Origin of the sequence: Halobacteriovorax sp. RT-1-1 (genome assembly GCF_047085455.1) — a bacterium.
Classification (GTDB): domain Bacteria; phylum Bdellovibrionota; class Bacteriovoracia; order Bacteriovoracales; family Bacteriovoracaceae; genus Halobacteriovorax_A.
Genome location: NZ_JBKIXZ010000002.1, coordinates 792311 through 806232 on the forward strand (window position 1 = coordinate 792311; position 13922 = coordinate 806232).

General features: G+C 38.2%; 16 protein-coding genes. 8 read left to right on the forward strand and 8 right to left on the reverse strand.

Annotated features, from left to right (window positions below; all coding sequences use genetic code 11):
• Window positions 1-52: 52 nt before the first annotated feature.
• The 7 genes from ACMAWV_RS14135 to ACMAWV_RS14165 all read right to left on the reverse strand — a co-directional run bounded on the left by ACMAWV_RS14135 (window position 53) and on the right by ACMAWV_RS14165 (window position 6246).
• Window positions 53-1576: a hypothetical protein gene (locus ACMAWV_RS14135; RefSeq protein ID WP_412470148.1), complete on the reverse strand. Its 1524-nt coding sequence runs from the start codon at window positions 1574-1576 to the stop codon at window positions 53-55.
• Window positions 1577-1719: 143 nt separating this feature from the next.
• Window positions 1720-2307: a hypothetical protein gene (locus tag ACMAWV_RS14140; RefSeq protein WP_103218111.1), complete on the reverse strand. Its 588-nt coding sequence runs from the start codon at window positions 2305-2307 to the stop codon at window positions 1720-1722.
• An 11-nt stretch (window positions 2308-2318) separates the two neighbouring features.
• Window positions 2319-2903, reverse strand: a complete 585-nt coding sequence (locus tag ACMAWV_RS14145; protein ID WP_103218110.1) for a hypothetical protein — start codon at window positions 2901-2903, stop codon at window positions 2319-2321.
• A gap of 15 nt (window positions 2904-2918) precedes the next feature.
• Window positions 2919-4406, reverse strand: a complete 1488-nt coding sequence (locus tag ACMAWV_RS14150; protein WP_412470147.1) for a DUF4105 domain-containing protein — start codon at window positions 4404-4406, stop codon at window positions 2919-2921.
• A 96-nt stretch (window positions 4407-4502) separates the two neighbouring features.
• A complete protein-coding gene (locus ACMAWV_RS14155) occupies window positions 4503-4937 on the reverse strand; it encodes a DUF5522 domain-containing protein (protein WP_412470146.1) in 435 nt (144 codons plus the stop codon).
• On the reverse strand, window positions 4937-5668 hold the full coding sequence (locus ACMAWV_RS14160; protein ID WP_103218107.1) for a YebC/PmpR family DNA-binding transcriptional regulator: 732 nt from the start codon (window positions 5666-5668) through the stop codon (window positions 4937-4939). Before ACMAWV_RS14160 ends, ACMAWV_RS14155 begins: the two co-directional genes overlap by 1 nt.
• A 65-nt stretch (window positions 5669-5733) precedes the next feature.
• On the reverse strand, window positions 5734-6246 hold the full coding sequence (locus tag ACMAWV_RS14165) for a TlpA family protein disulfide reductase (RefSeq protein WP_103218106.1): 513 nt from the start codon (window positions 6244-6246) through the stop codon (window positions 5734-5736).
• 137 nt (window positions 6247-6383) lie between these two features.
• Here ACMAWV_RS14165 and ACMAWV_RS14170 point away from each other — a divergent pair, with 137 nt between their 5' ends.
• Together ACMAWV_RS14170 and ACMAWV_RS14175 are read left to right on the forward strand one after the other, a co-directional pair.
• On the forward strand, window positions 6384-6605 hold the full coding sequence (locus ACMAWV_RS14170; RefSeq protein ID WP_103218105.1) for a SlyX family protein: 222 nt from the start codon (window positions 6384-6386) through the stop codon (window positions 6603-6605).
• A 6-nt stretch (window positions 6606-6611) separates the two neighbouring features.
• Complete coding sequence (locus ACMAWV_RS14175; protein ID WP_412470145.1) at window positions 6612-8099, forward strand: protein adenylyltransferase SelO; 1488 nt, start codon at window positions 6612-6614, stop codon at window positions 8097-8099.
• A 10-nt stretch (window positions 8100-8109) separates the two neighbouring features.
• Here the strand turns inward: ACMAWV_RS14175 and ACMAWV_RS14180 are convergent, their stop codons facing one another.
• Complete coding sequence (locus tag ACMAWV_RS14180) at window positions 8110-8550, reverse strand: DUF4430 domain-containing protein (RefSeq protein WP_392992556.1); 441 nt, start codon at window positions 8548-8550, stop codon at window positions 8110-8112.
• Between the two features lie 80 nt (window positions 8551-8630).
• On the opposite strand from ACMAWV_RS14180, the gene ACMAWV_RS14185 reads away from it, so the two are divergent.
• From ACMAWV_RS14185 to ACMAWV_RS14210, 6 genes are all read left to right on the forward strand, one after another.
• Window positions 8631-9662, forward strand: coding sequence for a serine/threonine protein kinase (locus ACMAWV_RS14185; protein ID WP_158246876.1), 1032 nt, complete (start codon window positions 8631-8633; stop codon window positions 9660-9662).
• Window positions 9663-9735: 73 nt separating this feature from the next.
• Window positions 9736-11643 carry an acetate--CoA ligase gene (gene acs, locus ACMAWV_RS14190; protein ID WP_412470144.1) on the forward strand — a complete coding sequence of 636 codons (1908 nt, stop codon included), beginning with the start codon at window positions 9736-9738 and terminating at the stop codon, window positions 11641-11643.
• 68 nt (window positions 11644-11711) lie between these two features.
• Window positions 11712-12746, forward strand: coding sequence for a fatty acid desaturase family protein (locus tag ACMAWV_RS14195; RefSeq protein WP_412470143.1), 1035 nt, complete (start codon window positions 11712-11714; stop codon window positions 12744-12746).
• Between the two features lie 25 nt (window positions 12747-12771).
• Window positions 12772-13323 carry a hypothetical protein gene (locus ACMAWV_RS14200; RefSeq protein ID WP_392992550.1) on the forward strand — a complete coding sequence of 184 codons (552 nt, stop codon included), beginning with the start codon at window positions 12772-12774 and terminating at the stop codon, window positions 13321-13323.
• Window positions 13313-13636: a hypothetical protein gene (locus ACMAWV_RS14205; protein ID WP_146037858.1), complete on the forward strand. Its 324-nt coding sequence runs from the start codon at window positions 13313-13315 to the stop codon at window positions 13634-13636. Before ACMAWV_RS14200 ends, ACMAWV_RS14205 begins: the two co-directional genes overlap by 11 nt.
• 56 nt (window positions 13637-13692) lie before the next feature.
• On the forward strand, window positions 13693-13872 hold the full coding sequence (locus tag ACMAWV_RS14210) for a hypothetical protein (RefSeq protein WP_103218097.1): 180 nt from the start codon (window positions 13693-13695) through the stop codon (window positions 13870-13872).
• The last annotated feature ends 50 nt before the right edge of the window (window positions 13873-13922 follow it).

Consider the following 13922-nt stretch of genomic DNA (forward strand, 5'->3'; position numbering starts at 1 on the left):
AAAACTCCTAAACCCTATCTTCTCAGGATAGGAGTTTAGGAGAAAGTTAATTTTAATCTATTCTGTATAGTAGTTCGTTAATTTGTTTTTGATCCTCTTCTTTAGTCGGAGCATTTGCTAGAATTGACTTGGCCTCTTCTAATTGTTGTGCGGTCGCATTTGGATCTTTTAATGTCATACGAGCATTCTCTTCTTTTTCAAGTCTAAGAAGTCTCTCTTCTTTGAAATCGATAATTTTCTTTCCTTCTGATAGAACTTCATCATAAGAGATCCCACCAGTCGGTCTCTGTGAAGGTGTTTGTGGTAAGAAAATATAATCAGTTCTTTTAAGCTTTAGTCTTTTACTTTGATAAACCATTGCCTTAGCAAACGATTCAAATGCTTTTCTTGGTACATAATGCTCAGTATCTCTCTTTAAGATATAACGTAGCTGAGATAGAGTTGATGCATTTGTTCCATCTTTTGGTGCTTTTGAGCTCATTGGTAAATATGTTTGGTAATCAAGGATATTACTAATCGCAAATTCATGTGCTCCCTTAATCCCAATTGTTCTCATTGTATCATTTGATGTTGTTGTACAATTATAGAAAGGAGTAATTTCAAGTCCTACTTCTGTACGCACTCGGTGTAGTTGCTCTTCAAATATATCTCTAACCTTAAGCATATCTTCTTTTGAGCGTGCGTATCCAATAAGAGTATAAGTTGGCCTATAGTTAACTTGACCTTGAATTAAGTGGCCATAGTAACTTACTAGATCAGTATTACTTGCTAGAACTTCTTTTTCACCTTTAAAGTAAAAGTTAAATGTTTCACCTTTTATCGATAGATCATTTTGAACTTCACCCATACCTATTGCAAAATGTCCTGCTGCCGCTCCTGGTTCATCTCCTTGGCGTCCGCTTAGAGTTACGATAAAGACATGATCACCTGGAGTTGCTTCGTAATTATCACGATATCTGATTGTACCTCTAAAAGGCACCTTAGATTGTGAGTTCTTATTCTTTGGCATCTCATTCAAAATATACTTTAGGGGATTCTTATTAAATTTTTCACTTGCTGGATATGGGTTCTCTCCAACAGTAAAAAGATCCGCTGGAATAATTGCATTGATAATGAAGGTATCATCTTGCATATGTCCCTGAGTGTGAACTTTCTTATTTTTAAAGTAGTGGCGTGAGATATAATCAAACTCACTTCCGTAAATCTTTTTAGAACGACCAAACTCAACACGTTGATCATCGATATAATAGTTGCCATCTTTTGCTCTTGTTAGAACACCGATACGATCTTCAAGATCAGCGACAACTCTTGGCATTTTATCAATTACTAACTTGTCTCCTGAAATTTCACCGTCAAATTCAAAGACATAATCTGGAGAGTTCTTAAGAACTTTATCCATATACCTGTCATAGCGCTTATCGAGCTCTAGTGAGAGGTCTTGGTCTTGGCCGTCTACTTTTACAATTGCTCTGGCCTTGCCATCTTTATCATAAATCTTCCCACGTAGATTTTGCGCATACGTGTTTGTATTTAAGAATAGAATGGTAAGAAGTCCCAAGCAGTAGACGTTTTTCATTTCTCTCTCCTAATTTAGTTAGTCTTTATATTTAATGCAATGATAGTGCCAATTAGGTTATGTGATTTGAGGAGTTTAGGGGAGGATAGTGTTTAGAACTTAAACAATAGGCCCTAGAAGAGGGCCTATTATTTAAACACTTATTAAAGTTGATTATTGATGTAGTTACGGATTTCTGACATCGACATCATATCATCAACGTCCATACAGAATTCACCACGAGCATCAGCTACGCGGATTTCGTCAGCAACTTGCTCAGCAGTAACTTTATCATTTGAAGATCTTCTATCATTTAGATCTTCTGTAAACTCAGCTAGAGTTGATCCTGTCACTTTTGGTGAAAGTTGTGCATCTTGGATTAATTCAATTTGTCCTCTAAAGTTTCTCTTACTGTCATCAATAACACCAGTTGCAGCTAGTGTACTAGATGATCCGTGGTAAACAGCATGAGTTGAAGATGAAAGTCCATCCTCAATAATATCAAGAGCGATTAGGTCGATAATGATATTTCCTGAATCTTCTAGAAGCGCAGTACCTGCAGCGATTGTTGTTGAAGCGAGCTCAACACCACCATAGATCACGGCCACACCAGTTGTACTTAGGGCCGCACCAGTTGCAAGGGCCTTGTCTGTTGGAGCATTATTTCTTTCTTTGTATAGCTCAAGACAAGATGCTTGCGTTGAAGCTGCTACTGAACATAGTAGTCCAAGGGCAATTAACGATTTTTTCATTGTTTTCTCCTTTATAGTTGTTCACCAATATATTTTTGTATTTGATCTACTGTCATAAGATTTTCACTATCGAGACAGAATTCCATTCTTTCATTTGCTAGTTGAATTTCATTTGCAACTTCATTAACTGAAACTCTCTTATCTAGAGGACGTGTATCATTGATCATTCCTGTCATTTCGATAATGTCGCCACTAATAAGCTTTGGAGCAAGCTCAGAAGCTTGGATAAGCTTAATTTGCTTTCTATAATCTCTGTCTTTAATGATTCCCATGGCCGCAGATGTACTTGAGGCACCATAAAAAAGTGTATCAACAGTTGAAGAAGCTGCGCCTTTGATTGACTTAGAAATTGTAAGATCACTAAGAGCACTATCGGGATGAAGAATACCCACTGCACTTGTCGTTGATAAACCTAGAGCAATCTCTCCACCAGCTACTGTGACACCTGAAATCGTAGAAGAAATCCCAACGACGGCCCCTAATTGTTGATAGTCAGGCGCACGATGATTTTCTTGATAAATTTCAAGGCATGATGCTCTTGTACTAAATCCCATTAAAATAGAAATTAGACATGTTAAAAGCATAATCTTTCTCATTGAATTCTCCTATTTCTACCACCTCGAATCGAGTAGGTAGAATCTCTTTTGATGATCTAATATTTTCTTATTAACTAATAAACCTTTGTAAGGGCGAGTGATGACCCTCTCTCTTCTTTTTGTGTCGTGATCTCGCTTCCATCTTGTGATGGACTTTAGAGACTTCTCTTTATTAATCTCTTTGATCTTAGAAAAGCTACCTGTCCCGTAAAACTCTTCTAGTCCTTTAATCACATCTTGTTCACATTTAGAGTTATTGCATATTTCATAAAGTGCATCTGGTGCTTTAGTAATGCCATGAAGCTCGTCAAATGAAATGGCCTTCGTTTCTTGAATTTGAGATGCATAATACTTGAAAGCTTCTAAATCAAGTGTTGCGATTTCATTAAGTTTTCTAAACTCATTAAGGCTAAGTTTTTTCTGTAGTTTCTTTACTTGAGCTGTGTCGATATCGTATTGCAGATATGTCTCATCTTTTAATTCAAGAATATTAGCTACTTTATCTTTAAGCTCTCTTAGAGAGTGAATCTTAATAATTGGGTATGGGTTAATTAAGGCCCTTTGCAAATAATCTGGAAGAGCGAGAGGAATACGTCCTTTAAAGCCCATCTTCTTATGATATGGATAACCAACTTGCTTTAGAAAATTAACAAGTGCTCCAGCGCAATTATTAGAGAAGAAAGTGTAGTCTCCTAATTCACTACTTTCAGGTAGTTCATATTTAACAGGAAAAACTTCTTCGACAGTTGTCTTAAATGTTGAAGTCAGATTATTTGGAACGGGTGTTAGGGCAAATACCGAACCTGTACCTGAGCGTAGTGGAAGGATTCCATAATTACCTTGGCCATACTTTTCAGTTGAAAACTTATTTAATTCATCAAGGGTATTTTGAAGTACCGATTTTTGAGTTTCTATTCTGTGCTTAGTAACTTGTTCCCACTGAGTTTTAAGTTCTCTAATGATATTACTTCTAATTTCTTCATTAGAAATTATGATGTAGCGATCAAGGTCTCGTCTTTGCTTGTTATTGTATTCATCCATAAACATACGAAGACTTTTCACTTGAGGAAAGACAGGATAGCCACCAAAAATTCCCTTAAAGTAATTAAGCTTTAAAGTGTCGACGTTTGCAACGAAGCTTAGAACAACGTCATCTGCTTCAGTTCCTACATTGTCGACAAAACGTAGCATTGTGTGGCCAAAGCCACTTTCAATATTAGACCAAGAGCTTGAGGCAATAACGAGCTCAAGTCCTACGATATTTCCATTTTCATAGCGATCAAATAGTCTTTTGAAGAAGCGAGAATTCTCGTTTAGAAGGTCTTGGTAATTTGCTCCCCAATTGATTTGATTGGCCCTCTTTTCGAGTTCTTTCTGCTTACGACGCTCCTCCATACGTTCACGCTGCCTTCTTTCAAAAGGCGATTCGTCTCGTCTGGCCTGAGTTGTCAGTGAGCTAAGAAGTGCCATGAGCACTACTGAAAGTAGAGTAATCTTCTTCATATTTTCTCCATTTAATCTGCTTCAATATAAATTGATTACAGAGGTTTCACAGAGAAATTGAAAAAAAGACGAGCGTGTAAAAACAGTGAACAGTGTCTATATAACTGAATTTACTGTATCGAGATCGAGACCTTGCTCTTTAAATTGTTCTTTGAGATAGAGCTTCTTGGCCTGTAATCCACCTTTTTCAATAAGGCCAAAAATCTCACCCTTAAGCTCAACAAAGGCAAAATCACACGAATTTGATTCTGTTATTGTTAATTTCTTAGGCTTGCTACCGCCAAAAGCTGCACCCATTAAAGAAGAGGCAACAGATAGAGATTCTTGTTGGTTGGCATCGACGATGGCCTGGGCCTTCGTTATGTCATTTGCTGAAATTTCTTGGCTTTGAATACCGTGTTTATTTAAGGTAAAGCCGTAAGGGCAGTGAAGACATGAAGTCTTACAGCAAGAGCCGCGATTTTTTAAGAACTGAGAGGTTTTCACCTCTCGTCCTTGTTCATTTGTATATGTTAGTTTTGCTTTATCCATTATAAACTTTCGAAACGCTCATCAAATTCTATATTGTGGTAAACCTTTAGAACGTCTTCATCACTTTCAAGGCCATCCACCATCTTCATTATAGTTAAATACGTTTCATCATCAACTTCTTTGAATGTTTGTGGAATCTGTTCAAGAGTCGCTTCTTCTGGAGTAATTCCCATCTCTTCTAATTTCTTAGAGATAGAGCCGAATACTTCCATTGGCCCAGTGATTGAAAAGTAGCCATCTTCCACTTCAATATCTTCCGCTCCAGCATCTATCATCTCAAGAGTGAATTCATCTTCATCAAGGTCTGCAACTGGAACCTCAAAAAGCGCCTTTCTAGAAAATACATATTGTAGAGTACCAGTTGTTCCAATTGAGCCGCCGGCCTTCTTGAAGTGAACTCTTACGTTAGCAATTGTACGAGTAGGGTTATTTGTTGAAGCTTCTACAAATACCGCAACACCATTTGGCCCATAACCCTCATAGTTGATTTCTTCATATCCATCATCTTCACCGCCAAGACCTTTCTTGATGGCACGATCAATATTATCTTTTGGAACATTATTTGCCTTACACTTATCAAGAGCAATTTTAAGGATAAAGTTTGAGCCTGGGTCGTCGCCACCTGATTTTACTGCTTTTGTTACTTCAAATAATAGCTTTGTGTAAATCTGACTTTTCGCCTTATCAAGAGCGCCTTTCTTCTTGACGATATTGGCCCATTTTCTTCCCATAGAATCCTCGTTTAATAATAAAGTATTGTTAATAGTAGCTAGTGAGGAACTATTTGTCGAGAATTCTACTTCTTAGCAAGGTATTGCTCTGCGCGCCAAATACCAATAAAGCTTAATCCTGAACTCATGGAACTAACGTGTGGGCCTTCAAGTAGAATTGTTGTCGGTGTTGATTTTACATCAAGAGTTTTTACTGCGTAAGGTGAAGAGATAAAGCGAAACTCGTATGGAGATTGACCGATAAATCTTCTGATTGTTGATTCATTTTCAAATGAATTGATGGCATAGATCTGATCTGGCGAGAGCTTGCCCTCCAAAACAGATTGATGAAGTCGTTTCATTTCCACTTTACAAGGAGCGCACCATGTCGCCCAAAAGATAGCAAGGCTTCTATCTCTTAAATCCTTACTAGGGAAATCGACTTTTTGATTTGTGCGAAGGTCAACATACTCTTGTGGAGTAAGAGTGCTTCCTTCTTTTTTAAAGTTATTGAGTACAGCAGGTGCCTGCTTGTAAATAATAAACCCAATAAGAAGGATGGAGATGAAATTTGTGGCAATATTCCACTTCTTTTTCATGGCAGTAATTGTACCATGTAAAGGAAGGGGAGTTATTAATAAAATCCTAATATTTTTGACGTCTGTAAGCGCCCAAAACTACAGTATTCATCGACTAAGAAATGGACGCTACTTGAGTAATGTAGTATTTTATAGACATGAATAATGAAGAACTTGAAAAGAAAATAATCGCATTAGAAGAAAAGTTTTGTCACCAAGATCATTTACTTGGCCAACTAAACGAAGTTGTCACGAAACAAGAATTTATCATTGATGAACTTGTCACACATATTAGGAACCTCCTTGCTAATCAAGGAGAGGATTCTGCAGAGCAATTGACACTTGATAATCTTAGGGATTTCAAGCCACCACATTATTAGGTAACTATGATTAAGTTAGAAACTGCATATAAAGGACTACGTGAGTTTAAAAATCTCACAGGTCGTCCACAACAAACTCCTGGTGCACACTTTAGTCGTGTCACACCAGAAAAATCCCCAGCTCCTAAAGAGCTTTGCTGGTCTGGCGATCTTGCTAGGGCCATGGGAATAACTGAAGAACATAAGTCATCTTGGCTTTCTCTGCTAAGTGGCAACCAAGAATCATATAATCCAGCTCCAATTGCGACTCGCTATGGTGGTCATCAATTTGGTCACTGGGCCGGCCAGCTAGGTGATGGCCGTGCCATGACTTTAGGTCTTTATGAAGGACTTGAAGTACAATTAAAAGGAGCAGGTCTGACTCCTTATTCAAGAGGTGCCGATGGTAAGGCAGTTCTTCGCTCATCTTTAAGAGAGTATATTTGTTCGGAGGCCATGTATAATTTGGGTGTTCCAACAACCAGAGCACTATGTCTTGTTGAAACAGGTGAACAAGTCTTACGTGATATGTTCTATGATGGAAATGCTGCTTATGAAAAAGGTGCTATTTGCACAAGAGTTGCTCCTAGCTTTCTTCGCTTTGGGCACTATCAGATCCATGCGGCCAATCACGAATTAGAAGAGTTGACTGAGCTCGTAAACTTTACGATTGATAATTACTTTCCAGGCATGAGCATTGCCCAAATGTTTAAAGAAGTTGTGCGCAGAAGTGCATTTCTTATGAGTGAGTGGATGCGTGTGGGCTTCGTCCACGGTGTCATGAATACTGATAACCTTTCAATCTTAGGCCTTACAATTGATTATGGTCCATATGGTTGGCTTGATCGCTTCGATCCGAATTGGACGCCAAATACAACGGACTTTAGAGAAAGACGCTACCGTTTTATAAATCAAGTAAGTATTGCATATTGGAATCTTGCTCAACTTAAGGAGGCCCTGCAAGCAGTTTGCCTTGAAAGTTTAGATGAAGCTCTTGATCAATACCCTGAGTATTTTCATGGCTTTTATCAGGAGAGTGTGGCAAAGAAGCTGGGGCTTAAAACATGTTCTCGTGAATTCATCGATGAACTCTTTGATTTAAAATATGAGCTACAAGCTGATATGACTCTCTTTTATCGAACACTAATGAGTGTGATGGAAGGGCAGGAAGTTACATGGCAAGATGCTTTCTATAAAGATTTAAGTGATGCAGATCTTACTCGAATTAATACTTGGGTTACTAAGTGGCAACGAGAGCAGAAGCTTCAAAGAGTCGATCCAATGATTGCCTTTGGAGTTATGAATGAAGCGAATCCTGTTTTTATACCACGTAACTATATTGTGCAGATGGTTTTAGATGACTTAGATAAAGGGGATGAGACGTCTTTAAGAAATCTTGAAAAGGCCATTGCTAATCCATATGAGTTAAATGAATTCACAAGACCTTTTCTTGTTAAGGCACCTGATTGGTCCACATCAAGGCCAGGTTGCTCGACACTAAGTTGTTCGAGCTAATTGCAACAGCTTAGTTACAAAATTGTGAAGGTGCACGCATCCAAGTTGGCTCACATTGTGTTAGCCATTCACCACTATCGTAGTGAGCATAGCCAAACCACCACATAACGTGATCACCGTTTCCTAGGGGAACTTCATCTGGATATACTTCTGGGCTTTGACCGTTTACTGAGTAGCACCAACCGTGGGCATTCATTTGTGTATCACTTAAGACTTCCATGGCATCAAGTCCTGTTGGCGTATCAAAGATCGAGTTCATTGCTCTTTGAGTTCCTTTATAAGCAATACCAAAGTTATTTAGAAGATCAATCGTAGCACTTCCTACAGTTGAACCTTTTTTAAGCTGCATCTCAGTCTTAAAAAGAGCTCCTCTTTTACATGGGCCTACAAATTCAAAAGTTGCGGCAAAGCTAAAAGTTGAAATAAGTGCTAAAAGTGCAAATTTGTACATAATCTCTCCTAAGTATAAGGCTTTCTAACACCCTAGGTTTTCATTGCCATGGCACTGTGCGCAAGCATATGATTTTTTACATGACTGATTATGTATGGGGTAGTGAAGAAACCCAATATTTCTTCCAATTGAATCCAGAGGCCATTCTAGACGCTATTGATGCTGTCGGTTTTAAGACAACAGGGCGCTGCCTACCACTAAATAGTATTGAAAACCGCGTTTATGAGATTGAGGTGGATCGCCCAGAAGCAGAGATTAAGTCTCCAAGTGATAATTTCATTGTGGCCAAGTTCTACCGTCCTGGACGCTGGACGAAAGATCAGATCATTGATGAGCATGACTTCATAAAGGATCTAGATGATGCGGAGATTCCTGTAATTGCTCCACTTAAAATTGACGGCACAACTATCTTTGAAATGCCGAACCACAAAATTTTCTATTGTCTCTATGAAAAGAGAGGGGGACGAAACCCTGAAGAGATGAATATCGAGCAGCTTGAAATTATGGGCCGCTCACTTGCTCGTATTCACAGTGTTGGTGCCTTAAAAAGTGCTGACCACAGAATTAAGCTTACTCCTGAGACTTATGGAGTCGCTAACTTAAAGTTCTTAGCTTCAACAAATTATATTCCAACTGATATTCGCGAGCACTTCATTACAATTTGCGAACAAATCATTGCTGAATCAAAACCACTTTTTGAAAATGTAAGTTATCAAAGAGTTCACGGAGACTTTCATAAGGGTAATATCATCCTTCGAGGGGATGACTCATTCTTTGTTGATTTTGACGATATGGTAATGGGCCCAGTGGTTCAAGATGTTTGGCCTATATGCCCTGGAGATGACCAACAGTCTGTCATTGATCGCAATATCTTTCTAGAAGCCTACGATAGCATTCGCTCATTTCCATACGAGCAACTAAAGCTCATTCCTTCTCTTCGTGCATTAAGGCTAATACACTTTAGTGCCTGGATAGCAAAGCGCTGGGATGACCCTTCATTCAAGTATACTTTTGGCTATTTTGAATCGCCAAATTACTGGTATGGGCAGATGAATGATTTAAGGGCCTTACTATCTAAGATAATAGAAGTTAAGAATCCTTACCAGTACTAGACGTATCTTAAAAGTTGCGAGAAAATTTACCTCTGACATAAAAATTAATAAGTAATTTAGCGAGGTAATGAATATGGATATTCGTTTAAAGACTTTCGAAGAATATGAAGCTGCCTATGAGCAGGCCAAAAATAATCCAACAGAATACTGGGGATCTATTGCAGAAAATTTTAAATTTTCTAAGAAGTGGGATGAAGTAACTCTAGGTAATTTTAAAGACGGAGATATCCGTTGGTTCCATGGAGCAAAATTAAATATCACAGAAAATTGTCTTGATCGCCATCTTGCAACTAAGGGTGATAAGAAAGCGATGGTCTTTGTGGCCAACGATCCGAATGAGGCCAATCAAGAATTTACATATAAAGAACTTCACGCTCAAGTTTGTAAAACAGCAAATATGCTAGAAGAGCTTGGCGTAAAAAAAGGGGATCGCGTTTGTATTTATATGTCGATGGTTCCAGAGCTTATGTTTACTGTTCTAGCTTGCGCAAGAATTGGTGCCATCCACTCAGTTGTCTTCGGTGGATTTTCTGCACAAGCACTTGCTGGAAGAGTTGAAGATGCTCAGTGTAGTGTGCTTGTCACTAACGATGGGGGACTTCGCGGAACGAAAGTGACAGAGCTTAAGCCTATTGTTGATGAGGCCCTAGAAGATAGTGCATGTAAGAGTGTAAAAACTGTCATCGTTCATAAGCGCGCTGGAAATGAAGTGGCCATGAAAGAGGGACGCGATATTTGGTGGCATGATGTTTTTGATAAAGCATCAGACAAACACGAGGCACCTCAGCATGATGCCGAAGATCCATTATTCATTCTTTATACATCTGGTTCAACTGGAACACCTAAGGGAGTTCTTCATACTCAAGCTGGGTATATGGTTTGGGCAGCATATACTTTTGCAAACGTTTTCCAAGTTGACCCAGGAGAGTCGAGTAAAGATATGTATTGGTGTACGGCCGACATTGGCTGGATCACTGGTCATACGTACATTACTTATGGGCCACTACTAAACGGCGCCACAACAATGATGTTTGAAGGTGTTCCAACATATCCAGATGCGGGACGTTTTTGGGACATTGTTGAAAAGAATAAGGTAACACATTTCTATACAGCACCAACTGCGGTTCGTGCTCTGATGGCCGCGGGAGATGATGTACCTGCTAAGTACGATCTTTCAACTCTTAAGGTTCTAGGTTCAGTTGGTGAGCCAATTAATGCGGAAGCTTGGCATTGGTATAATGAATTTATTGGAAAGAAGAAATGCCCAATTGTTGATACTTGGTGGCAGACTGAAACTGGTGGGATTTTAATCTCTCCACTTGCAGGGCTTACGAAAACAAAACCATGTAAGGCAACTCTTCCTCTTCCGGGAATTGTTCCAGTGTTAGTTGATGATAATGGGCATGAAATTGGTGAAACAATGGCCGAAGGAAAGCTTTGTATTAAGTATCCGTGGCCAGGAATGCTACGTACGGTTTACAAGAATCATGAGCGTTTTATGAATGCTTATCTCAGAACGTACAAAGGCTATTACTTTTCAGGTGATGGCGCAAAACGTGATGTTGAAGGATATTTTAGGATCACTGGACGTGTTGACGATGTTATCAATGTTTCAGGACACCGCTTTGGAACGGCCGAAATTGAAAATGCTATTGGTAAGAATCATGCCATCGCTGAAAGTGCTGTTGTCGGTTTTCCACATGACGTTAAAGGTGAGGGGATCTACGCATACGTTGTAACTAATCTTACTGACGAGGCCGAGGTAACAAAGCTTATTAACGCAACTGTTGTAAAAGAAATCGGTGCTGTTGCTCGCCCTGATAAAATTCAAATTGTTCCAGGACTTCCAAAAACTCGCTCTGGAAAAATTATGCGTCGTATTCTTAGAAAGATTGCGGCCCATGACTTCAATAACTTTGGCGATACTTCAACACTTCTTGATCCATCAGTGGTTGAAGAAATTAAAAATGGTGTGAAGTAGCACTTAATTTAAGTTAAGTTTTCAATTCTTATATTATGTATGTCTCTCTTATGTGCTAGAAAAGTATAATGAGAGAGACAACTATCAATAGAGATGACATTCAGTTAATGAAGGAGATCTTAAAGAATCATCATGCCTTAAAAAAAGGTAGGATTTGGTTTGACCTTCTTTCTAATGCTCTAATTGGATGGAGTGCTTTCTTTTATACTTGTTTTCACTTTAATATCTTCACATTCATTCTTGCTATCTTCTTTATCTATCGTGGAACCATCTTAGTCCATGAAGTAAGTCATATTGCAAAGAAGGTAAAAGGCTATCGTACAGCCTTTAATATCCTGTTTGGATGGCCTAATGCTTATCCTGTCTATCTTGGAGATGCCCATCTGTTTCACCATGGTAAAAAAACTTATGGCACTGAAAGAGACCCTGAATATAAGTATATTTCTGAGTTTCGATTCCTAACCTTAACAAGGCCGTTCTTAGCTTCAGTTGCTTTACCTATCATTCAAGTCATTCGTTTTGGAATTCTCCCTCTGACATATATCTTTTTAAATACAGAACAAAAGAAATGGGTCTATCAGAATATTTCAACTCTTGCATTTTCGATGGACTATAAAAGGCCAATAAGAAATGAAAAAAAAGATATTGCTCGCATGGTGAGAAATGATCTTATGTGTGTACTTTATAAAATTGTAATTGGACTATTGATTTTTCTGGAAGTTCTTCCTTTGCAGACGATATGGATTTGGTTTTCAATCGTTGTGATTTCTTCGACGCTGAATATGTATCGAGCACTCTTTAATCATCTCTATACGAACGAGAGTCTTGTTCCGATGACATGGGAGGAGCATTTACTTGATACAGTGACAATTGAGTCTGGATTAAGTTCATTTTTTATCTTTGTTAATGGACTTAATTATCATGCTATTCACCACCTCTTTCCAGAGCTGCCGTATACGAATTTAGCTGCTGCTCATAAAGAGTTAATGGAGAAACTTCCTGCGGATCATATTTATAAAAGTAATACTTATTCTAGTATTTTCCATGTTTTAGTGACTTCTCTCTCAATACAAAGATTTGACAAAGAAATGATTAGGCCATAATTAGGCCAGCGTGTATACTGTTAGAATGAAACGATTTGTAATTCTACTAATTTTAATTTCTTCACTCGTAAGCTGCTCTAAGCCTACTCCTGAACAAACAGTTGAAACTGTTATTAGAGAAACTTTTTCAGCGAATTTTGAAGAAACTTTTAATTACTACGACCCTGGTTTTGGTAGTCAGCAGCAGATTGCAGACTATCGCGGTTTCGTAAATGATGTCGTTGCTTGGGAAAAGAATATCAAGAAGACAAAGAAAGAGGTTCTTTCTGCTATTCAAGGTTTACTGTCTTTCAAAGTGGTTGATGTCAAAGTTGAAGGAAATCGAGCGACAGTAAGAACTGTCATTATTGTTCCAGAGTTTGATAATAAATTTGATATGCAAATTGCCTTATTGAAATTAACTAGGCCACCACTTGTTTCCAATCGTGCGGAAACAAATGCAATTATTTTGAAAAATATCAATGAAGGCCAATATGAGCTTAAGCCAGTTGAAGTTATTTTCAGCTTAATGAAGAAAGATAAGTGGCGCGTAAATGGCGTAACAAATGTTAGAGGACTATGGCGCTTTGAAAATTAAGCAAATACTTCTATTTAGCTGGATCTTCTTTCTTGGAAGTATCGCAAGTGCATCTTCAACTCAAATTGATGTTGAGGATAGTGCAAAAATATTCTTAGACTTTAATCATGAGACTAGCTCTTCTATCGAAAATCGAACAAGGGCGCCAGAGCTCAAGTCTTTGGAAGACTTTCCTGATGATTATTCTCATTTAAAAAATGATGAAAGTGATTTAGTTATTTCTGTCTTTGGTCACTTTTCATTACCTTATATCAATCTCGATTCAAAATTCTATCAAGGAATTCATTCTGGACTCAGTCCACCATTGTCTTAGATCAATTTATAACTTTTTATTTTTTATTTTTTTGATTTAAATCCAATGGAGGATGTATGGAAAACACATCAGTAGATACTTCTGTCGAAGTAAAGAAATACGATTATGAAGGTAAGGTTAAACAACACTATAATAATGATGAAGAGCAGGGAAGTGTCTGGGGATTCTATTTCTGTGTGGGCCTTTTTCTAGCAATCTTTTTTGCGGTAATCATTGTTCAAATGTATTCCCTATAATTACAGTTACTTAAGGGGGCGTTGCCCCCTTGTTTAAAATCTAATCACCA

Excerpts from the sequence above, each read along its gene's own strand:
- ACMAWV_RS14135 (WP_412470148.1), bottom strand. The coding sequence starts at position 1,576 with ATGAAAAACGTCTACTGCTTGGGACTTCTTACCATTCTATTCTTAAAT.
- ACMAWV_RS14140 (WP_103218111.1), bottom strand. The coding sequence starts at position 2,307 with ATGAAAAAATCGTTAATTGCCCTTGGACTACTATGTTCAGTAGCAGCT.
- ACMAWV_RS14145 (WP_103218110.1), bottom strand. The coding sequence starts at position 2,903 with ATGAGAAAGATTATGCTTTTAACATGTCTAATTTCTATTTTAATGGGA.
- ACMAWV_RS14150 (WP_412470147.1), bottom strand. The coding sequence starts at position 4,406 with ATGAAGAAGATTACTCTACTTTCAGTAGTGCTCATGGCACTTCTTAGC.
- ACMAWV_RS14155 (WP_412470146.1), bottom strand. The coding sequence starts at position 4,937 with ATGGATAAAGCAAAACTAACATATACAAATGAACAAGGACGAGAGGTG.
- ACMAWV_RS14160 (WP_103218107.1), bottom strand. The coding sequence starts at position 5,668 with ATGGGAAGAAAATGGGCCAATATCGTCAAGAAGAAAGGCGCTCTTGAT.
- ACMAWV_RS14165 (WP_103218106.1), bottom strand. The coding sequence starts at position 6,246 with ATGAAAAAGAAGTGGAATATTGCCACAAATTTCATCTCCATCCTTCTT.
- ACMAWV_RS14170 (WP_103218105.1), top strand. The coding sequence starts at position 6,384 with ATGAATAATGAAGAACTTGAAAAGAAAATAATCGCATTAGAAGAAAAG.
- ACMAWV_RS14175 (WP_412470145.1), top strand. The coding sequence starts at position 6,612 with ATGATTAAGTTAGAAACTGCATATAAAGGACTACGTGAGTTTAAAAAT.
- ACMAWV_RS14180 (WP_392992556.1), bottom strand. The coding sequence starts at position 8,550 with ATGTACAAATTTGCACTTTTAGCACTTATTTCAACTTTTAGCTTTGCC.
- ACMAWV_RS14185 (WP_158246876.1), top strand. The coding sequence starts at position 8,631 with ATGACTGATTATGTATGGGGTAGTGAAGAAACCCAATATTTCTTCCAA.
- acs (WP_412470144.1), top strand. The coding sequence starts at position 9,736 with ATGGATATTCGTTTAAAGACTTTCGAAGAATATGAAGCTGCCTATGAG.
- ACMAWV_RS14195 (WP_412470143.1), top strand. The coding sequence starts at position 11,712 with ATGAGAGAGACAACTATCAATAGAGATGACATTCAGTTAATGAAGGAG.
- ACMAWV_RS14200 (WP_392992550.1), top strand. The coding sequence starts at position 12,772 with ATGAAACGATTTGTAATTCTACTAATTTTAATTTCTTCACTCGTAAGC.
- ACMAWV_RS14210 (WP_103218097.1), top strand. The coding sequence starts at position 13,693 with ATGGAAAACACATCAGTAGATACTTCTGTCGAAGTAAAGAAATACGAT.